Here is a 24,630-nt window from a genome sequence, read left to right as displayed (position 1 = left end):
CATGCCGCTTTCGGTTCCTTGCCGCGTCAGGCCAGCGCCGCGTCCTTTGCGCCTTCGCGGAGCAGCCCGAAGACGTAGGGCGCGAAGGACCGCCAGCATTCCACGTGCCACTCGGTCTCCGACTGCCGCCAGAGCACGACTTCCGCCTTGGCAAGCAGCGTGCGCGCGGCCGCGCCAACCGGGAAACTGGTCAGGCGAAGGTCATGCGGACAAGCGCTGGCAAGCGTTGTCGCGGCACCGGTCCCCGACACAAGGAACGCCACGTTCCGGTGCGAGATGTCGACCGCGCTGAAGATGCCTTCGGCGCCTCTCGCCGCGGCCATCAGGTCCGCTTCGCCGGCATCGATGACGAGCCACTCGTCCGGCCCGATCCACATGGCGGTGCGGCTGCCCGTCGTGCTCGTCTGCTTCGGACGGACCGGCAGGTCGACGCCGAGCGCGGAGGAAAGCGGGGCAATGGCCTCGCTTCCGGCCCGCAGGCTCAGCCGCGACGCCGGCGCCGCCGCGCGGACCGTCACCGCTTCGTTCGCGAATATTGCCGCTGCCATCGGCTCACGGCGCTCGGCCTTCGTCATTGCGGCATCAGCCATGGAGACGCTCTCCCTTGGGATCGAAAAACACCGGTTCGGTGACCGTGACGGCGATCGTCCGGTCCGGCATCGGCACGTGCAGGGTCTGGCCCATCCGGTCGCGTCCGCCGGCCACGAGGGCCAGCGCGATGGACCGGCCGCAGTTCTCCGACCAGTAGGACGACGTGACGTGTCCGATCATCGTCATCGGCACCGGCTGGTTGGGATCGGCGACGATTTGCGCGCCTTCCTCCAGGACCATTGCCGGGTCCGACGTCGTCAGCCCCACGAGCTGCTTGCGGCCGTCCGCCACGAGGTCCGGCCGCTTCAGGCCGCGAATGCCGACGAAGTCCTTCTTTTTCTTCGCAACCGCCCAGCCATAGCCGGCATCGAAAGGCGTCACCGTTCCGTCCGTATCCTGTCCGACGATGATGTAGCCCTTCTCGGCGCGCAGCACGTGCATCGTTTCCGTGCCGTAGGTGCAGGCGCCGAACTCGGCGCCGCGCGCCTGCAGGATTTCCCAGACCGACCGGCCATAGGCTGCCGGTACGTTGATCTCGAAGCCGGTCTCGCCAGTGAACGACACGCGGAACAGCCGGGCCGGAACACCGCAGACCTCGCATTCGGCCATCGACATGTGCGGGAAGGCCTCCGTCGACAGGTCGACGCCGGAAACGAAGGGCGCCACGATCTCGCGCGCCTTCGGACCCTGGACCGCGACGACGGCCCACTGCTCGGTTACCGAGGTCAGCCAGACCTTGAGATGCGGGAACTCGGTCTGCAGGTAGTCTTCCATGTGATGGAGAACCCGCGGCGCGCCACCGGTCGTCGTCGTCACGTGGAAGCGGTCTTCCGCCACCCGGCCGACCACGCCGTCGTCGTAGACGAAGCCGTCTTCCCGGCACATGATGCCGTAGCGCAGCTTGCCGACACCCAGCTTGCTCATCGGGTTGGTGTACATCAGGTCCATGAAGGCGCCGGCATCGGGCCCGACGACCTCGATCTTTCCGAGCGTCGAGGCATCGAACAGGCCCGCCGCTTCGCGCACCGTCCGGCACTCGCGGTTGACGGCGGCGTGCATGTCCTCGCCGCCCTGCGGGAAGAAGCGTGCCCGCTTCCAGTTCCCGACATCCTCGAACACCGCGCCGTTGTCCTGGGCCCAGCCGTCAATGGTGGTCCGCCGGGTCACGTCGAACAGGTCGCCGCGCCCGTGGTTGACGATGGTGCCGAAGGTGACCGGCGTGTACGGCTGGCGGAAGGTCGTCAGCCCGACATCGGGAATCGGCCACCCCAGCGAATCGGCGGCAATGGCAAGGCCGTGCATGTTCGACAGCTTGCCCTGGTCGCTCGCCATGCCATTGGTGGTGAAGCGCTTGACATGCTCGATGGAGTGCATGCCCTCGCGCACCGCCTGGCGGATGTCCTTGGCGGTCACGTCGTTCTGGTAGTCGACGAAGGCCTTGCCCTTGATCTGGCCGGCATCGCCGGCCAGCCCGCCGGCATAGCTCTCGCAGGCCTCGACCGCCACGTCCGGCTGGTCCCCGCCTGCGTGGCCGGCCGCCGTCGCGGCAGCCTTGCCCGCCTCGATCCCCTGCGCCACGCCCCGGGCCAGGTCGTCGGTTCCGTCGCAGGCACCCACCGTCACGCAGTCCTGCACCGGATCGCCGGGCAGGAAGCGCTGCGTATCCGCGTCCCAGGCCACCTTGCCGCGCGACTGCGAATAGAGGTGGACGGACGGCGTCCAGCCGCCCGAGATGATCAGTGAATCGACCGGGAAGGAACGCTCCTGCCCGCCGTCGCGATGCGCAACGGAAATCGAGGCGATCCGCAGCCGCCCCTTGGCCTGCACCACGCGATGTCCGGCGAGAATCTTGATGCCCAGTTCCTGGGCCTGCCGCGACAGGTCTTCCGGCACGTCGTGCCGCCAGTCGACGATCACCGCGACGGCCGATCCGGCACGCGCCAGGTCAAAGGCCGCCCCATAGGCCGAATCGCAGGCGGTGAAGACCGCCACCTTGCGCCCGGCGGCGACGCCGTAGTGGTTGAGATAGGTCCGCGCCGCATTGGCGAACATCACCCCCGGCAGGTCGTTGCCGCCGAAAACGAGCTGCCGCTCGATGGCGCCCGTGGCCAGGATCACGCGCTTGGCCCGCACCTGCCAGAGGCGCTCGCGCGGCAGGTCCTTGCCGTCTGCCAGGTGATCCGTCACCCGCTCGGCCAGCGCGACGAAGTTCTGCGTGTGATAGCCGAACGCGGTGGTCCGGGTCAGGACGCGCACATTGTCCATGGCTTTCAGCTGTGCCACGGCGTCCTGCGCCCAGTCCCAGCCGGACCGGCCGGAGATGCGCGCGCCGGATTCGTGGCGCATCGCGCCGCCGCACTGCGCCTGTTCGTCGCACAGGATGACCGATGCGCCGGCATTCGCCGCCGCCAGCGCGGCCGCCAGGCCGACGGCACCACCGCCGACCACAAGCACGTCGCAATGCTCGTAGCGGCTTGCATAGTGATCCGGGTCCGGTTCCTTCGGCGACACGCCAAGGCCCGCGGCCTGCCGGATGACGGGCTCGTAGAGTGCTTTCCATGCCGCTTTCGGCCACATGAAGGTCTTGTAGTAGAAGCCGGCCGAGAAGAACGGGGCACCGAGGCTGTTCACCGCGCCAAGGTCGAAGGCGAGCGACGGCCAGCGGTTCTGCGACCGGGTGACGAGCCCGTCGTGGACCTCCTGCACCGTGGCGCGGACGTTCGGCACATGCGTGGCGGCGGTATTGCTGACGCCGATCAGGGCGTTCGGTTCTTCCGACCCCGCCGTCAGGATGCCGCGCGGCCGGTGATACTTGTAGGACCGCCCGGCCAGGTGCACGCCGTTGGCCAGCAGGGCCGAGGCCACCGTGTCGCCTTCCAGCGCGTCAAAGGCCTTCCCGTCGAAGAAGAAGCGCAGCCCGCGCGACGGCGACAGCCTGCCCTTGCCCGGAATGCGGAAGCTCTGGCTCATGCCTTTTCTCCCCGGACAGCATCGAGATCCGGCTTGGGTTCGCCGGCCTTGTAGGTGGTGATGAACTTGTCGGACACGGTATCGCGCGCCGCGTTGAAGAAGCGCCCGCACCCGTGAATATGACGCCAGCGCTCGAAGGTCACCCCGCGCGGGTTGTCGCGAAGGAAGAAGAAGGCCTCGAATTCCTCGTCGGAAATCTCGGCAATATTGGTCGGGCGCGCGATATGCGCCTCGCCGGCACCGCGGAATTCCAGTTCCGGGCGCTCCTCTTCGCAATAGGGACAGCGGATCAGCAGCATGTCAGCCTCGTTTCGTCAAAGATCCCCGCCGGGCACCGAACTGCCGCGGGGCTGGTCGCAAAGTCGTTTGGCGGTCTCGGCCAGCGGGGCGACCCGCCGCACCAGTTCCGCCACTTCGGTCATCGGCACGAACTCGTCGCGCATGGCCATGTAGAAGGAGAACATCTCCACCGGGCTTCCGGTCAGGGGCACGCCTTCACCGTCCTCCGGGACCGTTCCGTTCTCGTCCAGCGGAACGAAAAAGCCCTGCCGCCGGCCATTAACGAAGGCGCAGGCCAACATCCCGCGGTCATGGACGAACGGCCAGTCGGCCTCGCCGGGCTGCCGTTCGATCGACTGCACGCGAAAGTCACCGGCTCCCGGCATGGCGAACCAGTCGCGCTCGCCCACGGGAAGCAGGGTCGGCCCCGCTCCCGCGGCCAGCACCGCCATGGCCATCGCCGCCCCCATCCCTCAGTGCGCCACGGCCGCCGCTGCAGCCTCGTCGATCAGCCGGCCGGTCCGGAACCGTTCCAGCGTGTAGGCCGCGTTGATCTTGTGCGGTTCGTCGCGCGCGATCGTGTGGGCAAACACGTGGCCCGACCCGGGCGTCGCCTTGAACCCGCCGGTTCCCCAGCCGCAATTCACGTACAGGCCGCGCACCGGCGTCTTCGCCAGGATCGGCGAACGGTCCGGCGTCACGTCGACGATGCCGCCCCAGGAGCGCATCATCTTCATGCGGCTGAAGATGGGGAACATCTCGCAGATCGCTTCCAGCGTGTGGCTGAGAATGTGCAGCCCGCCGGTCTGCGAATAGGACGTGTACTGGTCCGTGCCCGCGCCGATCACCAGCTCGCCCTTGTCGGACTGCGAGATGTAGGCATGCACCGTGTTCGACATCACCACGCAGGGAAAGACCGGCTTGACCGGCTCGGAGACAAGCGCCTGCAGCGGGAAACTCTCCAGCGGCATGCGCAGTCCGGCCATCTCCATGATCGGCGTCGTATTGCCGGCGGCGACGACACCCACCTTTTTGGCGCCGATGAAGCCGCGCGTCGTTTCCACGCCTTCGACCGCACCGTCGGCGGAACGGCGGATCCCCGTCACGGCACAGTTCTGGATGATGTGAACGCCGCGGGCTGCCGCCGCGCGGGCATAGCCCCAGGCAACGGCGTCATGACGGGCCGTTCCGCCGCGCCGCTGCAGCGCCGCCCCCACCACCGGGTAGCGCGCCGACGACGCGATGTTGAGCGGCGGACAGTAGGCCTTGGCCTCGGCCGGGCTCAGCCATTCGTTGTCCACGCCGTTGAGACGGTTGGCATGGATATGCCGCTTGAAGACCTGCTCGTCGTGCACGTTGTGCGCCAGCATCATCACGCCGCGCGCCGAATACATGACATTGTAGTTCAGGTCCTGCGACAGCCCGTCCCACAGCTTGACCGCGTGATCGTAGAGCGCCGCCGATTCGTCGTAGAGATAGTTGGAGCGTATGATCGTGGTGTTGCGGCCGGTATTGCCGCCGCCCAGCCATCCCTTGTCGAGTACGGCAATATTGGTGACGCCGTGTTCCTTGGCCAGGTAATAGGCCGTCGCCAGCCCGTGCCCCCCGGCACCGACGATCACCACGTCGTAGGCGGCGCGCGGTTCCGGCGAATCCCACTGCTTTTCCCAGCCCTTGTGGCTGCGCAGCGCCTCGCGCGCGATCGCGAATGCGGAATATTTGCGCATGGTGCGGCCCTGTCACCTTTTGCTTGTCATGACACTCTGGACCGTATCACTATCGTTGCCGCCCGCAAGCCGATGCTCTGTTTGCGACGGGGTATGGCGTGATGCGTGCCGCGAACCGTTCCGGCAATCCGGAACGCGCGGCAGACGGCCCGAAAGCCGGCGGCCGCACTCTTTTTTGAACCCTCCCCTCGACAATGGACACCGCGTTTGATATATCGCGCGCAAATCGCGGAGAGTGTTCTCTCCACGAGCAGGTCTCTGCATTCCAGAAGACCGGCTTCCAGACAACGGCCAGAGACAGGATCGACACGTGCAGGTACTCGTACGCGACAACAACGTTGACCAGGCGCTGCGCGCCTTGAAGAAGAAAATGCAGCGCGAAGGCATCTTCCGCGAGATGAAGATGCGCGGTCACTATGAAAAGCCGTCCGAGAAGCGCGCCCGTGAAAAGGCCGAGGCCGTACGCCGCGCCCGCAAGCTGGCTCGCAAGCGCGCCCAGCGCGAAGGCCTGCTGAGCGGCCGCACGGGTCGCTGAATCCCGCCGTTTTTTTGTCCATTTCAGGACGTACCGCAGGTGGCGGCGATTTTTTCGCCTCCACCTTTTTTGTTTGATGGGGCGAACCGGACCGCTTTGGATGGGGGTCGCCATGACCGGGCGGCAAACCCGGAGGGGATAGTTCAATCGTGATCATGACCTTGAAGCCGGCCTCGACCGAAACGCGCGTCCTGCGCCCGGCCCGCCTTGTCGCGGCGGTCCTCCTTGCCGTCGCCATGCCTGCCCTCTCCGCGTGCACCACGACGAACGCCCCGATCGAGGCGACAAACTTCGACAAGGCGCAGGGTTCGGAAGAGAATATCGCCTCGCTGACCGCAGTGATCCAGCGCAATTCGCGCGATCCGGAAGCCTACAACGTCCGCGGGTCGGCCTATGGCCGGGCCGGCCAGTACCAGGAAGCGCTCAAGGATTTCGACACCGCGATCCAGCTCAACCCGAACTTCTTCCAGGCCTATGCCAACCGGGGCCTGATCTATCGCCTGATGGGGGATTTCTCCCATTCCCAGTCCGATTATTCCCGCGCCCTTCAGATCAATCCGAACTATGACGTCGCCTACATCGGTCGCGGCAACATGTACCGCAAGATGGGACGCGATCTCGACGCCTTCAAGGATTTCGAACGCGCCATCCAGCTCGACACGACCGACCCCCGCGCCTATCACAATCGCGGCCTGATCTACCAGTCGCGTGGCCAGCACGCCTATGCCATCGAGGATTTCTCGACGGCGATTTCCCTGTCCGGCGACGCGCCCGAGCCCTACAACGGCCGCGGCATTTCCTACATGGCGCTCGGCGACGACGAGAATGCCTTCGCGGATTTCAACCTCGCCATCAAGCTGGACGACAAGAAGGCGGAAAGCTGGGCCAACCAGGCGCTGGTCTACGAGAAGCGCGGCGACAACAAGAAGGCGCGCGCGTCCTATGCCCGCGCCGCGGCGCTCGATCCGAACTATGCGCCCGCCCGCGCCGGCCTGGAGCGGACCCGCGGCAGTTGATCAGCCGCCGCCCCTGACGCCGTCAAAGAACTCCAGCGCCATTTCGTAGCCGCCGAAGGCGGCAAGATCGTTGTGCCCTGCTCTGCGGATCTCCCGCGCGATCGTTCGATCCCGTGGCGCCGCGTCGAAAAGGGCGCGCCCGAACCGGATCGGGATCGTTTCGTCCTCCACGCCATGAATGATCATGATCGGCATGGTGAGATCGCCGATCTCGTCGACGGGAGCGATGGAATTGGCCAGCAGCAGCCGGACCGGAACAAACGGAAAGCGCGCCTGCGCCACGTCCGCGATGGAGGAATAGGGCGCTTCCAGGAACACGGCGCGAACCGGTCGCTTGGCCGCGACGTGGACCGCGATTCCGGTTCCCAGGGAATGACCGGCGACGAACACCGGCGCCCCTGTGCGTGCGGCAAGCCAGTCATGGGCCGCCAGCCCGTCCGCCTTCAGCGCCTTGGCAGAGGGCTTGCCGGCCGATCCGCCGTAGCCCCTGTATTCTGCCAGCAGCACCGAGTAGCCCGCAGTGCGGTACTGCGCGGCGCGTTGAAACCCATGATCCGCATTGACGCCGTTGCCGTGGAAAAACAGGATGGCCGGCGCCTGCCCGCCCGCATCGCTGAAATAGGCTCGCGTGCGAATTCCGTCCGCCGTCGTCAACACGACCGGCTCGATCCCGTCCGGGATGGCGGAAACCCGGCCCGCGGGCGCGGGAAACAGCATCCGGTCCTGGTTGTAGGCGAGATATCCGACCGTCCCGACATACCAGGCGAGGAGGCAGACCGCGGCGGATTGGGCGACTGTCACGAGGCGCATGCCGGCACCTTGCAATCGGAAATCATCATTCGGCAAGAATTACAGCTTTCAGCTGGATCATGCCAAGGCGAACGGTCGGGATGGGAATTGAGGCCCTGCCGGTGTCGCGCGATCCCGGGGCCTTGCCGCCGGTCTGTCCGGCAGGAACCGTGGCAGGCTATGATCGGCTGCCACGCCGCTGAAACATCACGTGACCATCCTTGTCTGGAACATGGAAGCCGGTCACGGGTTTGTCTCTCCGATGTCCAATGACAAAGGAGAAGCATCATGCGTTTCAGCGCTACCATCGCCGCCATGGCCCTCGCATCGGCCCTTCCGCTGGCCGCCGTCGCCCCGGCATCGGCTGACACCGTGGAAATCGGAACGCTCGATTGCCAGGTTGCAGGCGGAGCCGGTTTTGTCTTCGGCTCGACCAAGGATCTGGTCTGCGACTACAAGCCGCTGGAAGGCCCCGTCGAGACCTACGCGGGCACCATCAGCAAGTTCGGCGTCGATATCGGCGTGACCGGCACCACGCTGATGAAATGGACGGTCCTCGCCCCCACCTCTGCCGACCCGCTGGAACCCGGCGCGCTCGCCGGTGAATATGTCGGCGCGTCTGCCGAGGCTTCGGCCGCAGCCGGTGCCGGCGCCTCCGTGCTGGTCGGCGGTTTCGACAAGTCGATCAACCTGCAGCCCGTCGCCATCCAGGTGCAGGAAGGCGTGAACGTCGCCGCCGGCATCGCCAGGCTCGAGATCGAACCGGTCGCGCGCTGATACCGGGCAAGCCGGCACGACCGGCCCGAAACAGGAAAGCCCCCGGAGCATCGGCGCCGGGGGCTTTTTCATCTCTGGAAACGCGCGCGGTCGCGGGCGTTATTCTTCCATCGCCTTGACGATTTCCTCGGTCATCTTCTTGGCGTCGCCGAGAAGCATCATCGTGCCGTCCTTGTAGAACAGCGTGTTGTCGATGCCGGCATAGCCCGAACCGAGCGAGCGCTTGACGAAGAGACAGGTCTTGGCCTTGTCCACGTCGAGGATCGGCATGCCATAGATCGGCGAGGACTTGTCGTCGCGCGCCGACGGGTTGGTCACGTCGTTGGCGCCGATGACATAGGCCACGTCGGCCTGCGCGAACTCGGAGTTGATGTCCTCCAGTTCGAAGACCTCGTCGTAGGGCACGTTGGCTTCCGCCAGCAGCACGTTCATGTGCCCGGGCATGCGGCCGGCAACCGGGTGAATGGCGTATTTGACTTCCACCCCGGCTTCCTTGAGCTTGTCGGCCATCTCGCGCAGCGCGTGCTGCGCCTGGGCCACCGCCATGCCGTAGCCCGGCACGATGATGACCTTGGACGCGTTCATCATCAGGAAGGCCGCGTCATCGGCCGAACCCTGCTTCACGGTCCGGTCGATGCCGTCATCACCACCCGCCGCGGCCGTCTCGCCGCCGAAGCCGCCGAGAATGACCGAGATGAAGGAGCGGTTCATGCCCTTGCACATGATGTAGGACAGGATCGCACCCGACGAGCCGACCAGCGCACCGGTGATGATCAGCGCCATGTTGCCCAGCGTGAAGCCGATGCCCGCGGCTGCCCAGCCCGAGTAGGAGTTGAGCATCGACACCACCACCGGCATGTCCGCGCCGCCGATCGGGATGATGATCAGGATGCCCAGCGCCAGGGACAGCACCACGATCAGCCAGAACACCGCGTGGCTTTCGCTCACGACGAGGATCGCGATCAGCGCGACGAGCCCGATGAAGATCGCCAGGTTGATGGCATGGCGCATCGGCAGCATGATCGGCTTGCCCGACATGCGCCCGTCCAGTTTGGCAAAGGCGATGAGCGAGCCGGTGAAGGTGATCGCACCGATGGCGACACCGAGGCTCATTTCCACCAGCGCCTGGCCGTGGATGTCACCCACCACGCCGATGCCGAAGCTTTCCGGCGCGTAGAGCGCGGCGGCGGCCACCATGACCGCGGCCAGGCCGACGAGGCTGTGGAAGGCCGCGACGAGCTGCGGCATGGCCGTCATCGGGATGCGCTGCGCGATGTAGGCACCCACGCCGCCGCCGATGGCGAGGCCGAGGATGATCAGCCCGAGGCCGGCGGCCGACGGCGTTGCCAGCGCCAGGGTCGTCAGGATGGCGATGGCCATGCCGGTCATGCCGTACATGTTGCCCTTGCGGCTCGTCGTCGGATGCGACAGCCCGCGCAGGGCAAGGATGAACAGGACCCCGGAAACGAGATAGAGGAATGCTGCCAGATTGACACTCATGGATCAGGTCCTCACTTCTCTTTTTTCTTGTACATGGCCAGCATGCGCTGGGTGACGAGGAACCCGCCGAAGATGTTGACCGAGGCCAGGACCAGGGCGATGAAGCCGAAGCCGGTGGCAAGCCCGGAAGCCGAGATGCCGACGGCCAGCAGCGCGCCCACCACGATGACCGAGGAAATGGCGTTGGTCACGGCCATCAGCGGCGTGTGGAGCGCCGGCGTCACCGACCACACCACGTAATAGCCGACGAAGATCGCCAGCACGAAGATCGAGAACTGGAAGATGAACGGATCGATGCCGCTGGCCGCGCCATGGGCGGCGGCCGCCGCGTCCGCGACGCCGTTCTTCACGTCGACCTGGTAGGAGGTGACCGCCTGGCGCACCGCCGAGACGGCCTGCTCAAGCGCGTCGAGGCTGTCATTGAGTTTGTCGGCGGCCATCATGCGTCTCCCTTCGTGTCATCGGAGCCCTTTTCGGCGATCAGGATTTCCTTCGGCTCTTCCTTCGGCGCGAAAGCGGGATGCACCACGCTTCCGCCGTGGGTGAGCAGCGTCGCCTTGACCAGCTCGTCCTCCGGATTGACCGACACTTCGCCGGTTTCCTTGTTCACCATGGTCTCGAGGAAGGCATAGAGGTTCTTCGCGTAGAGCAGCGAGGCCGAGGCGGAGATGCGCCCCGGCATGTTGAGATGGCCGACGATCCTGACGCCGTCGACATCGACCACTTCACCCGCCTTCGCACCCTCGACATTGCCGCCGCGCTCGACCGCGAGATCGACGATGACGGACCCCGGTTTCATCGATTTCACCATATCGGCCGAGATCAGCCGCGGCGCCGGGCGCCCCGGGATCAGCGCTGTGGTGATCACGATGTCCTGCTTGGCAATGTGGTCGGCCACCAGCGCCGCCTGCTTGGCCTGGTATTCCTTCGACATTTCCTTGGCATAGCCGCCGGCCGTTTCGGCGGCCTTGAACTCGTCGTCCTCGACGGCGATGAACTTGCCGCCCAGCGATGCGACCTGTTCCTTGGCGGCCGGACGCACGTCGGTCGCCGTCACGGCCGCACCCAGCCGCTTGGCCGTCGCGATGGCCTGCAGGCCGGCCACGCCGGCGCCCATCACGAAGACCTTGGCGGCAGGAACCGTACCGGCAGCAGTCATCATCATCGGCATGGCGCGGTCGAACTCGGCCGCCGCATCGATCACCGCCTGGTAGCCGGCGAGGTTGGCCTGCGACGACAGCACGTCCATCACCTGCGCCCGCGTGATGCGCGGCATGAATTCCATCGCGAAGGCCGACAGGCCGGCCTCGGCCATGGACTTCACGTCATCCTCGTGACCGAAGGGGTCCATGGTCGCAATGACGAGCGCGCCGGACTTGTAGGCCTTCTGTTCCGCGGCCTGGGGACGGCGCACCTTGAGGACCACGTCGGCCTTCCCGGCATCGTCCGCCGAGCCGATCGTCGCCCCCGCCTTCTCGTATTCGCCGTCCGTGATGCGCGATTTCAGGCCTGCGCCCTTTTCGACCACCACTTCGAGGCCAAGCCCCTTGAGCCGCTTGACCGTGTCGGGAGACGCCGCGACGCGGGTTTCCGCGCCGTCGGCTTCCACCGGAATGAAGACTGTGTGAGCCACGCTCAGCTCCTCCCCGGGGGACAATTCAAACCAATCGCTCCCGCGCCATGTCCCCCAAGGTCACGGGCGCGGATCGGGCGGTCGTACCGCCAGGCAGATGTCACTTCAGCAGGAAGACGCCGAGTGCGAAGACGATCACGTAGAGAATCACCGACGAGATGAAGCCGGCGGTCGTGAAAAAGCCGAACGCCATGGCCACCAGCAGCGCCACGCAGGCGATCGAACCGTATTTCGCTAGGCCGAGGAACAGCGAGTAGGTCTTCTCGTGTTCCGCGTAATCCATCTCCGCGCCCATCTCGACCGGACCCGTCGGCGTATTGTCTGCCATGCTATCAACCCCTTCCCGGAAATTTGGTTTTCATTGCCCTTAGCGAATCCTGCTATCAAGGGCAATGGCCACATGGGCTCAAGACCCCAGCAGATTGCCGCAGGACGAAGGGAAAATCGTGAGAATGGCGCCTTTGGCCCTCATAGGTTTCGATGCCGACGACACGCTCTGGCACAACGAGCGCTTCTTTCGCATGACGCAGGAGCGCTTTGCCGCCATCCTCGCCGGCGACGCTTCGCCGGATCATCTTGCCGAACGCCTGCTCGAAGCCGAGCGCCGCAACCTCAGACGCTATGGCTACGGCATCAAGGGCTTCACCCTGTCCATGATCGAGACGGCGCTCGACGTGACCGGCGATGCCGTTTCCGGGACCAAGATCCGCAGGATCCTCGATGCCGCCCGCGACATGCACGACCACCCGGTCGAACCCTTGCCGCATGTCCACGACACCCTGTCCCGCCTGTCCAGCCGGTTCCGGCTGGTCCTGATCACCAAGGGCGACCTCTTCGACCAGGAACGCAAGCTGGCCGCCTCCGGCATGGGCGACTTTTTCCACGCCGTCGAGATCGTTTCGGAAAAGACCGCCAACACCTATCAGGAGGTGTTCTCGCGCCATGGCAGCGGCCCGGAGCAGGCGATGATGGTCGGCAACTCGCTGAAATCCGACGTACTGCCGGCACTGAAGGCCGGAAGCTGGGGCGTCCACGTTCCCCATGAACTGACCTGGGAACTGGAGCACGCGCCGGCGCCGGTCGACGCCCCGCGGTTTCGCGAGATCGAGCACCTCGGCGACCTGCCCGGCCTGATCGAGGCCATCGCGGGCCAGGCCCAGCAGTAAAAAAAGGCCGCCCCGTGGGCGGCCTTCGACGGTCACGCGAACGGATCCGGGGACCCGCTCAGGCCAGCCAGCGCTTGCGCCGCTTGTAATGCTTGACCTCGCGGAATGACCGGCGGCCCTCGCCGCCGACGCCGAGGTAGAATTCCTTCACGTCGGCATTTTCGCGCAGCGCCGAGGCTTCGCCGTCGAGCACGATCCGGCCCGATTCCAGGATGTAGCCATACTTGGCGTAGCGCAGCGCGATATTGGTGTTCTGCTCGGCCAGCAGGAAGGACACGCCCTCCTCCTCGTTGAGCTTCTTCACGATCTCGAAGATTTCCTCCACCAGCTGCGGCGCCAGCCCCATGGAGGGCTCGTCAAGCAGGATCATGGACGGCCGGCTCATCAGCGCCCGGCCGATGGCGCACATCTGCTGCTCGCCGCCCGACGTGTAGCCGGCCTGGCTGTTGCGCCGTTCGCGAAGCCGCGGGAAATAGTCATAGACCATGTCCAGGTCGCGCTTCACGCTGGCATTGCCGTCGCGGCGGGTGAAGGCGCCGGTCAGCAGGTTTTCCTCGATGGTCAGGTGACCGAAACAGTGGCGGCCCTCCATCACCTGGATGCAGCCGCGGCGCACCAGGTCGTTGGGCGACAGGTTGTGGACCGTCTCGTTGTTGAAGACGATCGACCCCTTCGTCACTTCGCCGCGCTCGCCGTGCAGGAGGTTGGAAATGGCCTTCAGCGTCGTGGTCTTGCCGGCGCCGTTGGCACCGAGCAGGGCCGTGATGCCGCCTTTCGGCACCGACAGCGAAACGCCCTTCAGAACGAGGATCACGTGATTGTAGATCACCTCGATATTATTGACCTGCAAAAGCGTTTCGGCCGTATCCAGGGCCTTTGCCGCGTCCGCCATGCCTATTCCTCCCGATCACCGGCGTGCCGCCGAAGCTGGTCCCGGCGCGGGAGAACCCCGCGCCGGAATGGTGTCAAACGTCGATTAGTTGCAGCTGCGCGGCTCGATGTTGTTCTCCTTGGCATAGGCCTCGGAGTCTTCCTTGATCAGCGCATCCACCACTTCGCGGTCGGCTTCCATGAAGTCGGTGACCAGCTTCCACTGCTTGCCCTTGGCGTCCCACTGGGCGATCGCGCCGAGGCCCGGTCCGCCGTGGTTCGCGCAGGTCACGTGGATTTCCGGGCCGAAGCCGGGCAGGCCGAGTTCGGTCATGCGTGCCTGGTCGATGTTCAGGCCTTCCATGCCGTCCCGCATCATCTCGCCGTTGATCTGCTTGGTGTTGTGGATCTTCATCGCCGTGCGTGCGGCTTCGACGGCCAGCATCGCGGCATAGAGGCCACGGTTGTAGAGCGCCGTACCGACGTTGTTGCCGTCACCGGCAGCCTTGCCCGCGTCGACGACATACTTCTTGATGTCGGCGAACACCGGGTAGTTGTCACCAACGCCGTGGAACGTCACGGCCTTGTAGCCATCGGCGGCTTCACCGGCCGGGATCACGTCGTTTTCAGAACCGGACCACCACACGCCGATGAAATGGTCCATCGGGTAGCGGATGTTGACCGCTTCCTGGATCGCCACCTGGTTCATGACGCCCCAGCCCCACATCAGCGTGTAGTCCGGACGGTCGCGGCGGATCTGCAGCCAGGTTGCCTTCTGCTCCTGGCCCGGATGGTCGACCGGGTAGAGCGACAGCGTGTAGCCGTGCTTCTTGGCCAGTTCTTCCAGCGTGCGGATCGGCTCCTTGCCGTAGGCGGAGTTGTGGTAGACGAGGGCGATCTTCTTGCCCTTCAGGTCACCGCCGTTCTCGTTCAGCAGGTAGTTGATGATGATCGAGGCGCCATCCCAGTAGGTGGCCGGATAGTTGAAGATATAGGGGAAGATCGCGCCGTTGGCGGCCGAGGTGCGCCCGTAGCCCATGGAGTGGACCGGGATCTTGTCGGCCGTGGCCTTGGGGATGAGCTGGTAGGTGATGCCGGTCGAAAGCGGCTGGTAGACCAGGGCGCCCTCGCCCTTCGTCGACTCGTAGCACTCCACACCCTTTTCGGTGTTGTAGCCGGTCTCGCACTCGACCATGCGGACCTTTTCGCCCTCGACGCCGCCATCGCGCTCGTTGATGAGCGTCAGGTAGTCGGCATAGCCGTCAGCAAAGGGAATGCCGTTCGGCGCATAGGGGCCGGTTCGGTAGGACAATGCAGGGAAGACCAGTTCGGCCATGGCCGGCGCGGTCCCCATGACGGCAGCAAGGGCGGCCGTCGCGATCAGTGTCTTCAGTCTCATGAATGTTCCTCCCATTTGTGAGACGGTGGTTTGGATGTAATGCACCCGGCCGCGTCAGGCGGCCGGCTGCGTCCAGTCTATCCCCTAGTAGGGGAATGGCCAGAGCCGGAGTTTCTCCTTGGTTAAGCGCCAGAGCTGCGCCAGTCCGTGCGGCTCCACGATCAGCAGGAAGATGATCAGCCCGCCGACGATCATGATCTGGAAGTGCTCGACCGTCGCCGTCGGCCAGCCCAGCCCGTCGCGCATCACCACGGTCAGGAAGATCGGGAACAGCACGATGAAACCGGCGCCCAGGAAGGCCCCGAGAATGGAACCCAGCCCGCCGATGATGACCATGAACAGCGCGTCGAACGATTTGTCGATGCCGAATGCCTCCGTCACCTCGGCAGCGCCGAGATAGATGGAAAAGAACATGGCCCCGCCCATGCCGATGTAGAAGGACGAGACGGCAAAGGCCGAAAGCTTGGCCTGAAGCGGCGATACGCCCATGATCTCGGCGGCGATATCCATGTCGCGCATGGCCATCCAGGACCGGCCGATGCGGCCGCGCGTCAGGTTGCGCGCCACCCAGGCGAAGGCGAACAGCAGCGTGAGCGCCAGCAGGTAGGTCGCCCAGGGCGCCGAGTTCGGGCCCGTCACCGCGATGCCCAGGATCGTGCGTTCCGGCGCGGTGATCTGGCCGGAGGCGGAGTAGTTGTAGAACCACGCGAACTTGTTGAACATCCAGACCAGGAAGAACTGCGCCGCCAGCGTCGCCACGGCCAGGTAGAAGCCCTTGATCCGCAGGGAAGGAAGGCCGAACAGGACGCCCACCCCGGCCGTCACCGCACCCGAGAGCACGATGCAGATGACGATGTTGAGATCCGGAAAGGCCGTCATCAGCTTGTAGCAGGCAAAGGCGCCCACGGCCATGAAACCGCCGGTTCCCAGCGAAACCTGGCCGCAATAGCCGGTCAGGATGTTCAGGCCCAGCGCGATCATGGACCAGACGAGGAACGGCAGCAGGATGGCCTTGACCCAGTAGGTCGAGCCTTCGGGATAGGCGCCGAGCAGCAGTGGCATGGCGATGAACGCAACGGCCATGGCCATCCAGAAGAGCATGCGTTCCGAACGGATCGGGAAGGTCTGCTGGTCGGCGGCATAAGTCGACTTGAAATCGCCGGCTTCACGGTAAAGCATGGTACGTCACACCCTCTCGATGATCTTTTCGCCGAACAGGCCCTGCGGCCGGAACAGCAGGAACACCAGCGCCACCACGTAGGCGAACCAGTTTTCGATGGCGCCGCCGACGAGCGGGCCGATGTAGAGTTCAGCCAGCTTCTCGCCGACCCCGATGATCAGACCGCCGATGATGGCGCCCGGGATCGAGGTGAATCCGCCAAGGATCAGCACCGGCAGCGCCTTCAGCGCGATCAGCGACAGCGAGAACTGCACGCCGGACTTCGACCCCCACATGATGCCGGCGACCAGCGCCACGAAACCCGCGATCGACCAGACGATGACCCAGATGCTGCGCAGCGAAATACCGACCGACTGGGCTGCCTGGTGGTCGTCCGCCACCGCCCGCAACGCCCGCCCCGTGCGGGTGTATTGCGAGAAGGCGGTCAGCGCGATGACGAGGATGACGGCGATGACCGCGGCATAGACGTCGAGCACGTCGATGTACATGCCGAAGTAGTCCGAGCCTTCCGCCGCCCAGGTCTTGGTCACGTCCTCCCACCAGAAGGAACCGCCCGAGGGAATGCCGACGTTCAGCGTCTTCACGTCGGAGCCCCACATCAGGTCGCCGAACCCTTCCAGGAAATAGGCGAGTCCGATGGTGGCCATGAACAGGATGATCGGCTCCTGGTTGACCAGGTGTTTCAACACCAGTTTCTCGAAGATCCAGGCGAAGGCGACCATGACCACCAGCGTACCGGCAATGGCGACGGCCGCCGGCAGCTCCCAGCCGAAATGATGGATCTCGGTTCCGAAAATGGCGTTGATGAGATGCGCGAACGGTACCTGCCCCGTCTGCAGCCCGACCAGCGTCAGCGCCGCGAACAGCGCCATGACGCCCTGCGCGAAGTTGAAGATGCCCGAGGCCTTGAAGATCAGCACGAAGCCGAGCGCCACGAGCGAATACATCACGCCCGACATCAGGCCGTTGATCACCGTTTCGATAAAGTAGAGAAATTCTGGTGACATGGTTCCCCCCAGTCGGCCTCAGTCGTGCGAAACGCCGAGATAGGCGTCGATGACATCCTGGTTCTGTGAGACCTCGTCCGGCGGACCGTCGCCGATCTTGCGCCCGTAATCGAGCACCACGACCCGGTCGGAAATATCCATCACCACGCCCATGTCGTGCTCGATCAGGGCAATGGTCGTGCCGAACTGGTCGTTCACGTCGAGGATGAAGCGGCTCATGTCCTCCTTCTCCTCCAGGTTCATGCCCGCCATCGGCTCGTCGAGCAGCAGCAGCGCCGGTTCGGCGGCAAGCGCCCGACCGAGTTCCACGCGCTTCTGCAGGCCGTACGGCAGCCGCCCCACCGGTGTCTTGCGGATGTGCTGGATCTCGAGGAAGTCGATGATGTGCTCGACCGCCTCCCGGTGCTCCAGGTCTTCCTTCATCGCCGGTCCGTGCCACAGCGCCTGCCAGAAGATGTTGCGCTTCTGCAGGGTGATGCGACCGGTCATGATGTTGTCGAGCGTCGACATGCCCTTGAACAGCGCGATGTTCTGGAAGGTGCGTGCGATTCCCTGGCGCGCCGCGTCGGTGGAACGCATCTGCGAGCGCTTCTCGCCGCGATAGGTGATCGTGCCTTCCTGCGGGTGGTAGAAGCCGTTGATGACGTTGAGCATCGACGTCTTGCCGGCGCCGTTCGGCCCGATGATCGCGCGGATCTCGCCCTTGCGGATATCGAAGGAGATATTGGTGATCGCCTTCACGCCTCCGAACGACAGCGAGACGTTCTCCACCGCCAGAAGGGTTTCGCCCTTGGCGATCCCGTCCTGGTGCGCGGTCATCTGGAACCGTTCGGAAGCCCTCAGGTCGGCGGTCTTCAGCGGCGCGTTCATTCCGCGGCCTCCTTGTGCATGGCGCCCGCCGGCACGGGGAACGTCCGGGCATCGCGGATCTGGACCGTCGCGCGGATACTGCCCTTGCGGCCATCCTCGTAGGTGACTTCCGTCTCCACGTATTTCTCGCTCGAGCCGTCGTAGAGTGCCTCGATCAGGTCGGCGTAACGCTCGGCGATGAACGACCGGCGGACCTTCTGCGTCCGGGTCAGTTCGCCGTCATCCGCGTCCAGTTCCTTGTGCAGCACCAGGAAGCGGCTGATCTGCGCACCGGCCATCATCTCCACTTCCGAAAGCTTGCGATTGGTCTCGGCCACGTGCTCGGCCATCATCTCGTAGACCTTCGGATGCCCGGCGAGTTCCTGGTAGGACGCGTAGGAAATGTTGTTGCGCTCGGCCCAGTTGCCCACAGCCGTCAGGTCGATGTTCAGGAACACGCCGACCTTGTCGCGCCCGTCGCCGAAAGCCACCGCTTCCTTGATGTTGGGGAAGAACTTCAGCGAGTTCTCGATGAACTTCGGCGCGAACAGCGCGCCGGTCGTCAGCCGCCCGACGTCCTTGGCGCGGTCGATGATCTTCAGCTGGCCGTCCTTGTCGAAGAACCCGGCGTCGCCGGTCTTCACGTAGCCGTCCGGCGTCATCGTCTCGGTCGTCTTTTCCTCTTCCTTGAAATAGCCGGAGAACATGCCCGGCGAGCGGAACTGCACCTCGCCGTCGTCCGCGATGCGGATGTCGACGTTCGGCGCCGCCGGCCCGACGGCATCGGCCCGCACGTCCTTGTCTTCCTGGCAGGTGACATAGAGGAAGGCTTCGGTCTGCCCGTAGAGCTGCTTCAGGTTGATGCCGAGCGACCGGAAGAAGGAAAACAGGTCAGGCCCGATCGCTTCGCCGGCCGTGTAAGCCACGCGGATGTTGGAAAAGCCCAGCGTGTTTTTCAGCGGCCCGTAGACGAAGAGGTTTCCCAGCCAGTAGTTCAGCCGGCCCGAGAACGGTACGTTGCGGCCTTCCAGCAGGGCCTCGCCGTGCTGCTTCGCCACGTCGATGAAATGGTGGAACAGCCGCTTCTTCAGCGCGCCGGCGTCCTCCATGCGAATCATCACCGAGGTCAGCAGGCCCTCGAAGACGCGCGGCGGTGCGAAATAGAAGCTCGGTCCGATCTCCTTGAGATCCTGCGACACCGTCTCCGGGCTTTCCGGGCACGACATGCAGAAGCCGGAAACATAGCCTTGCGCATAGTTCAGGTAGTGATCGCCGACCCATGCGAGAGGCAGGTAGGCCAGCACTTCGTCGCGCTCCGACAGCCGGTCGAAGGCGACCGTGTCCTGCGCGGCCCTGACCGCCGAAACCGCCTTCAGCATCACGCCCTTCGACCGTCCGGTCGTGCCGGACGTGTAGAGAATGATCGAGATGTCGTCGCCGGAGGCGCCGTTGATCCCGGCCTCCCAGGCCTGGCCCAGCGCCGGGTCTTCCTTCAGCCGCGCCCGGCCCAGCCCCTGGACCGCCTCGAAGGCGTGCATGTGCTCGTGGTCGTAGTCGCGAAGGCCGCGCGGCTCGTCGTAGATGACCTGCTCCAGAGCCGGGATCTTCTCCCGGAACGAGAGGATCTTGTCGACCTGCTCCTGGTCCTGGACGATGGCGAACCGTACGCCGGCATGATCGAGCACGTAGGCCATTTCCTCGGCCACCGCGTCCGCATAGACGGGCACAGGAACGGCCTGCAGCGATTGCGCCGCCGCGAAGGACCAGTAGAGCCGCGGCCGGTTGGAGCCGACAATGGCAATCTTGTCCCCCGCCCTGACCCCCATCGCCTGGAGCCCGAGCGCAAGCGCCCGCACTTCGTCAAGCTGTTCGGCCCAGGTCCAGCTCTGCCAGATGCCCAGGTCCTTGTGGCGCATGGCCGGACGCGTTGCGAACCGCTTCGCGTTCAGAAGCAGGTACTTGGGAAACGTGTCCAGAGACGCGTGATTCTGCGTCAAGGCGGCCTCCTCCTTGCCGGTCCGCCGTTCGTCGCGAACGGCAGTGTTTCTTCCCATTGGTGCCGGCCCATTCTGGGGACAGGCTTTTCCTTATGGACCTAAAAATTTCACGAATGCAGCCGGTTGGCAACTTCCCGGTTGACAGACAAAGGTCGTAGTGCTGCTTTAGGGTCGCAAGAGGTGTTCGGCCGCTCCCTTCCGGGGACGGCCATTTTTATTTCTGCGGAAGCTTTTGAAATTCCGGGCTTTTCGGCGTCAGTCGCCGTAGAACATCAGGCCTTGCACGTCCAGCACCGTGATTCGTCCGTGCTCGACCCGCAGAAGCCCTTCGTCCTGCAATTCGCCAAGGCTTCGATTTGTCACAGCCCGCGACACGCCGGTCAGAAGCGCCAGTTCGTCCTGCGTGATCTCGATCGTCTCGACCACGCCGGGATAGAGAACCGGGTTGAACAGCCAGGACAGGTTGCGTGCCACGCGCGCCTTGGAATCGAGGATCCGGTCGTGCTCGACGGTCGCGATGAACTGGCTCAGCCGCTCGTTGATCTGGCGCAGGAGATAGTGGTTGAACCCGATAGAGTTCTCGTAGAGCCACATGAAGGTGGCCCGGTTCATCAGCGCCAGGCGGGTCTCGCGCAGCGCCACGAGGTCGTACTTGCGCGCCTCGTCCTTGATGACGGAGCCCTCTCCGAACCAGGCGCCGTTGCCGAGACCGGCAAAGGTCACCGCCTTGCCCGATCGCCCGATGGTGCTCATCTTGATCAGGCCCTCGACGATGCCGCCCCAGTGACCGAGGCGGTCACCGCGATGGCAGATGTAGGCGCCCTTCTCGTAGGTGCGTTCGGTCACGCCGAGGGCGGCGCGCTGCAACTCGCTCTCGGTCAGGTCGCCGGCCCAGATGAAGCCGCGAACAAAATCCACCTTGCCGTTCATGCCCCGGCCGTCATCGTGCGATGCCCCGTTTCCGCCCGTTCCGCGGAACGCGGGCGGGCCGGTCCCGCTTATAGGCCCCGGACCGGCGCCACGGCAAGCAGCGAGGTCGTCAGGCCGCTTCGCCCACCAGGTACTTCGCCGAGGGCAGGATGGAAATCGGCGCGTTCTCGCCGATCCCCGGCCGCTCGAACAGCATCCGCCCTTCCGCCTCGGTAAAGCGGAAGAACGGTAGCCGCGCCACCGTCTTCGGCCCGGCGATGGCATTGTCGCACTCGTAGAGCGGCACTTCGCAGTTGACCGCGCCCTTGTAGTCGCGGGCCTCGGCGATCCGCTTGAAGGAGAAGATGCGGTTGTAGAAGACCTCGTGATCGGCCCGCACCATGGTCATGTAATAGGGCGCCTTGAGATAGGTGCAGCCGATGTAGCCGATGCGCATGGTGATCGTCGGCAGGATCATGGACCCCGTGGCGATCTCCGTGTCCACCGCCAGGCGCGACGGGTCGATGAACCGCTCGCCCCTTTCCAGGCGCGGCAGGAGGAGGTCGGAATAGACGTCCATGGCCGGCGAATAGGGGTGTTCCTTGGTCACGTGGTGCACGCGCAGCGTCGATACCAGGTCCCCGTCCAGGTAGACGCCGAACTTGAAGCAGTTCGGGGCTTCGTCGAGATCGTCGTAGAGCATGCCCGACGCCTTCTCGGTCGTCAGCCCGTTGCGAAGGTAGGACTTGTACCGCAACCGGTAGATGTCTTCCAGGTCGTCGCCGCATTCGATGCGCCGGTACTCGACCCTGTCGAGAAACGACAGAAAGCGCTTGAGCATGGGCCCCTGGGCCGATGCCGTCCGTGTCACTCCCGCCGGAGCCTCGTCTCGATCCATAAAGTTCATGGCCGTCCCCTCGCAAAAGACTTGCCATGGAAAGATAGGCCGGGAACAGCGCGAGAGAAAGCCCGCAATTCGTCGGGATTTGTTTACCTGTGGTTAACCTTAATAATTAGTTAACAATGTTTTAGTGAGATATTTTTAACCAGCATGTGCCGGCATCAGCGGGAAGACGGCCGCCTCGCAACCCGCTCCTCCTGGAGGGGCATGATGGCCTGGATCATCGCGGCGATGCCGCGCTTGGAGAGCGGCGCGCCGAACAGGAAGCCCTGAATATAATCCGGTTTCACCGATTCGGCGAGCAGGCGGAACTGCTGCTCCGTCTCCACGCCCTCGATAGTCACGTCGAGGCGCAGGCGCCGCGACAGTTCGACGACGCCCTTGAGCAGTTCGAGCGACTTCGGATTGGTTTCCATTTCCGACAGGAACGACCGGTCCACCTTCAGCTTGTCCAGCGGCAGCGCGTTGAGGTAGCCGAGGTTGGAGTAGCCGGTGCCGAAATCGTCCAGTGCGATCGTCACGCCCAGACCCTTGAGATCCTGGAGATAGGCCCAGGTCTTGGCCTTGTCGTCCACCAGTGCCGTCTCGGTCACCTCGATCTCGAGGCGAGACGGGTCGAGGCCCGCCACCTTGAGGGCCCGGTCGACAACCGAGACGATCTCCGGCGAGCGGAAATCGTTGGCCGACAGGTTGACCGACACCCGGATGCCGCCCGGCAGTTCGGCGCAGTCCAGCGTCGCCCGCTTGAGCACGTAGGCCGAGATGGCCGAGATGATGCCCATTTCCTCGGCAAGCGGAATGAAGACCGAGGGCGGAATGTTGCCCAGTTCCGGGTGATGCCAGCGGCACAGCGCCTCGCAGGAGGCGACCTGCAGCGTGTTTGCATCGACGATCGGCTGGTACAGGACCGTCAGTTCGTCACGATCGATTGCGCCGCGCAGTTCGCCTTTCAGCCGCTGCCGCTCGCGGAAGGCGCGGTCGAGCGTTTCCTCGAACAACTGCCAGCCATTCTTGCCCAGGCCCTTGGCCTTGTAGAGCGCAAGGTCCGCCTTCACGATCAGGTTGTCGACGCTCGTGTCGCGCACCTTGGCCATCACCGCGCCGCCGCTGACCTGTAGCGCAAGCAGGTTGCCGGCCACGTCCGCCGGCGGCTTCAGCCGGTCGTAGATCTCCGAGATACGGGCGCGCAGGTCATCCTCGCCGGCCACGTCGTCGAAGAACACCATGAACTCGTCGCCGCCGAAGCGAGACACCCGCAGGTGATCCTCGTTCGGCGCGATCAGCCGCTCGGCGAGCGCGAAGATGAGCCCGTCGCCGACGGGATGGCCAAGCGTGTCGTTGATGCCCTTGAAGTCGTCGAGATCGAGCACCAGCATGCCGCAGAGCCGTTCCGGGTCGCCGTCGGCAAGCGCCTCGGCGACGACTTCCTGGAAATAGCCCCGGTTGGCAAGGCCGGTGAGCGCGTCGAAGCGCGCCATGTAGCGGATCTTTTCCTGCGAGGCGATTCGCGCGGAAACGTCCTCGAAGGTGATGACCGAGAGATCGTCGTCGCCTTCCCGTGCCGACAGTTCGAAGTAGCGGCCGTCGCTCAGCTTGATCAGGACCTTGCGGTTGCGCCCCTCGCGAATGGCCCGCGACAGTTCCACCGCGATGTAGCGCGCATCGCGCCGGTCGAGCAGACCGGCCGCGACTCCGCGGTTGAGCAGAGAATGGAACGTCCGACCCTGCAGTTGCGACGCGCTGCCGAGGCCGAAATAGTCGGATGCGCGCGAATTGGCCACGACGACCTGCTCGTTCGCATCGAGCATCACCAGGCCATGGGACATGGTGTTCAGCGCCTTGTCGAAACGCACCGCGAGCGCACTCGCCTTCTTCTTCTCGCGCAGCAGCGACAGCACCTTGTCGCGGATGTCGGTCGAGAAGGTCTGGATCGCCAGGAAGAAGGGCGCCAGCAGCAGCCCGAGGAAGAAGTGCTGGATATCCATCCGCGCGATGAGGGCGACGGAGATCGGCAGCGTCAGGAAGGAGTTGAGAACGAACACCATCCGGGCGGAGCCGAAATTGCGCCCCGGGATGGAGACGGCGGTCGTCAGCGCCATGCAGATCGAGGCAATCTCGCAGAACGGATCCTTGAGGTAGTAGATGCTGTAGACAGAAAAGGCCCCGATGGTCGCGCCGTGCAGCGTGCCCAGGATCATGTAGACCAGTTCGGCGCGCTGCGCCCAGCGCAGGTTGCGTTCGCCCTTGCCGTTCTTCACCCGCAGGATCACCAGCGGCCGGACGACGCCGGTCACCGCGAAGAAGACCGTGATGTAGATGAAGAAGGGATCGCCGGTCCGCCAGTAGGCAAGGCCCAGCACGGCAAGCTGGGTGATGATGCCGGTCACGAGCGTGATGACATTATCGAACAGGGACTGCACGAAGGCGATGTAGAACTCGTCGTGCGTCTGGTCGTGGACCGATTTTCTGTTTTTTTCCTGCATGTGCCAGATCCGGTACGTAGACCGGAAACTCGCATGTCAGGCTTAAAAAACC

Annotated in this window: 23 protein-coding genes; 4 read left to right on the top strand and 19 right to left on the bottom strand. The window is 64.7% G+C overall.

The window, feature by feature from the left end; all coding sequences use genetic code 11:
• Positions 1–26 precede the first annotated feature (26 nt).
• From CSC94_RS14285 to CSC94_RS14265, 5 genes are read right to left on the bottom strand one after another with little or no spacing between them, the layout of a single operon-like run.
• Complete coding sequence (locus CSC94_RS14285; protein WP_099307026.1) at positions 27–590, bottom strand: sarcosine oxidase subunit gamma; 564 nt, start codon at positions 588–590, stop codon at positions 27–29.
• Entirely contained in the window at positions 583–3,561 is a 2,979-nt protein-coding gene (locus CSC94_RS14280; RefSeq protein WP_099307025.1) for a sarcosine oxidase subunit alpha, read from the bottom strand. The genes CSC94_RS14285 and CSC94_RS14280 overlap by 8 nt, the downstream gene beginning before the upstream one ends.
• Positions 3,558–3,860: a sarcosine oxidase subunit delta gene (locus CSC94_RS14275; RefSeq protein WP_099307024.1), complete on the bottom strand. Its 303-nt coding sequence runs from the start codon at positions 3,858–3,860 to the stop codon at positions 3,558–3,560. Before CSC94_RS14275 ends, CSC94_RS14280 begins: the two co-directional genes overlap by 4 nt.
• A 15-nt stretch (positions 3,861–3,875) precedes the next feature.
• The gene (locus tag CSC94_RS14270; RefSeq protein ID WP_099307023.1) at positions 3,876–4,298 is read right to left on the bottom strand and encodes a hypothetical protein; all 423 of its coding nucleotides are present in this window, start codon (positions 4,296–4,298) and stop codon (positions 3,876–3,878) included.
• Between the two features lie 15 nt (positions 4,299–4,313).
• Positions 4,314–5,567 (bottom strand): sarcosine oxidase subunit beta family protein, encoded by a 1,254-nt coding sequence (locus tag CSC94_RS14265; RefSeq protein WP_099307022.1) that lies wholly within the window; start codon positions 5,565–5,567, stop codon positions 4,314–4,316.
• Between the two features lie 310 nt (positions 5,568–5,877).
• On the opposite strand from CSC94_RS14265, the gene rpsU reads away from it, so the two are divergent.
• Complete coding sequence (gene rpsU, locus CSC94_RS14260; RefSeq protein ID WP_099307021.1) at positions 5,878–6,102, top strand: 30S ribosomal protein S21; 225 nt, start codon at positions 5,878–5,880, stop codon at positions 6,100–6,102.
• 146 nt (positions 6,103–6,248) lie between these two features.
• Positions 6,249–7,118, top strand: coding sequence for a tetratricopeptide repeat protein (locus CSC94_RS14255; RefSeq protein ID WP_425356522.1), 870 nt, complete (start codon positions 6,249–6,251; stop codon positions 7,116–7,118).
• Here CSC94_RS14255 and CSC94_RS14250 read toward each other — a convergent pair whose 3' ends face one another.
• The gene (locus tag CSC94_RS14250; RefSeq protein ID WP_133122903.1) at positions 7,119–7,928 is read right to left on the bottom strand and encodes an alpha/beta hydrolase; all 810 of its coding nucleotides are present in this window, start codon (positions 7,926–7,928) and stop codon (positions 7,119–7,121) included.
• A 267-nt stretch (positions 7,929–8,195) separates the two neighbouring features.
• Between CSC94_RS14250 and CSC94_RS14245 the strand changes: the two genes are divergently transcribed.
• Positions 8,196–8,684 carry a DUF992 domain-containing protein gene (locus CSC94_RS14245; protein ID WP_099307019.1) on the top strand — a complete coding sequence of 163 codons (489 nt, stop codon included), beginning with the start codon at positions 8,196–8,198 and terminating at the stop codon, positions 8,682–8,684.
• A 99-nt stretch (positions 8,685–8,783) separates the two neighbouring features.
• Here CSC94_RS14245 and CSC94_RS14240 read toward each other — a convergent pair whose 3' ends face one another.
• The 4 genes from CSC94_RS14240 to CSC94_RS14225 all read right to left on the bottom strand — a co-directional run bounded on the left by CSC94_RS14240 (position 8,784) and on the right by CSC94_RS14225 (position 12,145).
• Entirely contained in the window at positions 8,784–10,184 is a 1,401-nt protein-coding gene (locus CSC94_RS14240) for an NAD(P)(+) transhydrogenase (Re/Si-specific) subunit beta (protein ID WP_099307018.1), read from the bottom strand.
• 11 nt (positions 10,185–10,195) lie between these two features.
• Positions 10,196–10,624: a proton-translocating transhydrogenase family protein gene (locus tag CSC94_RS14235; RefSeq protein ID WP_099307017.1), complete on the bottom strand. Its 429-nt coding sequence runs from the start codon at positions 10,622–10,624 to the stop codon at positions 10,196–10,198.
• Positions 10,624–11,817: a Re/Si-specific NAD(P)(+) transhydrogenase subunit alpha gene (locus CSC94_RS14230; protein ID WP_099307016.1), complete on the bottom strand. Its 1,194-nt coding sequence runs from the start codon at positions 11,815–11,817 to the stop codon at positions 10,624–10,626. Before CSC94_RS14230 ends, CSC94_RS14235 begins: the two co-directional genes overlap by 1 nt.
• Before the next feature lie 100 nt (positions 11,818–11,917).
• Entirely contained in the window at positions 11,918–12,145 is a 228-nt protein-coding gene (locus CSC94_RS14225; protein ID WP_099307015.1) for an aa3-type cytochrome c oxidase subunit IV, read from the bottom strand.
• Between the two features lie 124 nt (positions 12,146–12,269).
• On the opposite strand from CSC94_RS14225, the gene CSC94_RS14220 reads away from it, so the two are divergent.
• Positions 12,270–12,983 (top strand): HAD family hydrolase, encoded by a 714-nt coding sequence (locus CSC94_RS14220; protein WP_099307014.1) that lies wholly within the window; start codon positions 12,270–12,272, stop codon positions 12,981–12,983.
• A 58-nt stretch (positions 12,984–13,041) separates the two neighbouring features.
• On the opposite strand, the gene CSC94_RS14215 is transcribed toward CSC94_RS14220, so the two are convergent.
• The 9 genes from CSC94_RS14215 to CSC94_RS14175 all read right to left on the bottom strand — a co-directional run bounded on the left by CSC94_RS14215 (position 13,042) and on the right by CSC94_RS14175 (position 24,578).
• A complete protein-coding gene (locus CSC94_RS14215) occupies positions 13,042–13,875 on the bottom strand; it encodes an ABC transporter ATP-binding protein (protein WP_099307013.1) in 834 nt (277 codons plus the stop codon).
• Positions 13,876–13,959: 84 nt separating this feature from the next.
• The gene (locus CSC94_RS14210) at positions 13,960–15,252 is read right to left on the bottom strand and encodes an ABC transporter substrate-binding protein (protein WP_205853313.1); all 1,293 of its coding nucleotides are present in this window, start codon (positions 15,250–15,252) and stop codon (positions 13,960–13,962) included.
• Between the two features lie 84 nt (positions 15,253–15,336).
• The gene (locus tag CSC94_RS14205) at positions 15,337–16,431 is read right to left on the bottom strand and encodes a branched-chain amino acid ABC transporter permease (protein WP_099307012.1); all 1,095 of its coding nucleotides are present in this window, start codon (positions 16,429–16,431) and stop codon (positions 15,337–15,339) included.
• A gap of 6 nt (positions 16,432–16,437) precedes the next feature.
• Positions 16,438–17,439, bottom strand: a complete 1,002-nt coding sequence (locus CSC94_RS14200) for a branched-chain amino acid ABC transporter permease (protein WP_099307011.1) — start codon at positions 17,437–17,439, stop codon at positions 16,438–16,440.
• A gap of 18 nt (positions 17,440–17,457) precedes the next feature.
• Positions 17,458–18,258, bottom strand: a complete 801-nt coding sequence (locus CSC94_RS14195) for an ABC transporter ATP-binding protein (protein WP_099307088.1) — start codon at positions 18,256–18,258, stop codon at positions 17,458–17,460.
• A gap of 47 nt (positions 18,259–18,305) precedes the next feature.
• Positions 18,306–20,285 (bottom strand): AMP-binding protein, encoded by a 1,980-nt coding sequence (locus tag CSC94_RS14190; RefSeq protein WP_099307087.1) that lies wholly within the window; start codon positions 20,283–20,285, stop codon positions 18,306–18,308.
• A gap of 255 nt (positions 20,286–20,540) precedes the next feature.
• Positions 20,541–21,215 (bottom strand): Crp/Fnr family transcriptional regulator, encoded by a 675-nt coding sequence (locus CSC94_RS14185; RefSeq protein WP_099307010.1) that lies wholly within the window; start codon positions 21,213–21,215, stop codon positions 20,541–20,543.
• Positions 21,216–21,324: 109 nt separating this feature from the next.
• Positions 21,325–22,101: an N-acyl amino acid synthase FeeM domain-containing protein gene (locus tag CSC94_RS14180; RefSeq protein ID WP_133122902.1), complete on the bottom strand. Its 777-nt coding sequence runs from the start codon at positions 22,099–22,101 to the stop codon at positions 21,325–21,327.
• A 155-nt stretch (positions 22,102–22,256) separates the two neighbouring features.
• Positions 22,257–24,578: a putative bifunctional diguanylate cyclase/phosphodiesterase gene (locus CSC94_RS14175; RefSeq protein ID WP_099307008.1), complete on the bottom strand. Its 2,322-nt coding sequence runs from the start codon at positions 24,576–24,578 to the stop codon at positions 22,257–22,259.
• Positions 24,579–24,630: the final 52 nt, after the last annotated feature.

The sequence above is a fragment of the Zhengella mangrovi genome (genome assembly GCF_002727065.1).
GTDB lineage: Bacteria > Pseudomonadota > Alphaproteobacteria > Rhizobiales > Rhizobiaceae > Zhengella > Zhengella mangrovi.
The sequence above is the reverse complement of the archived record's forward strand: the minus strand, read 5'-3'. Positions and strand labels throughout refer to the sequence as shown.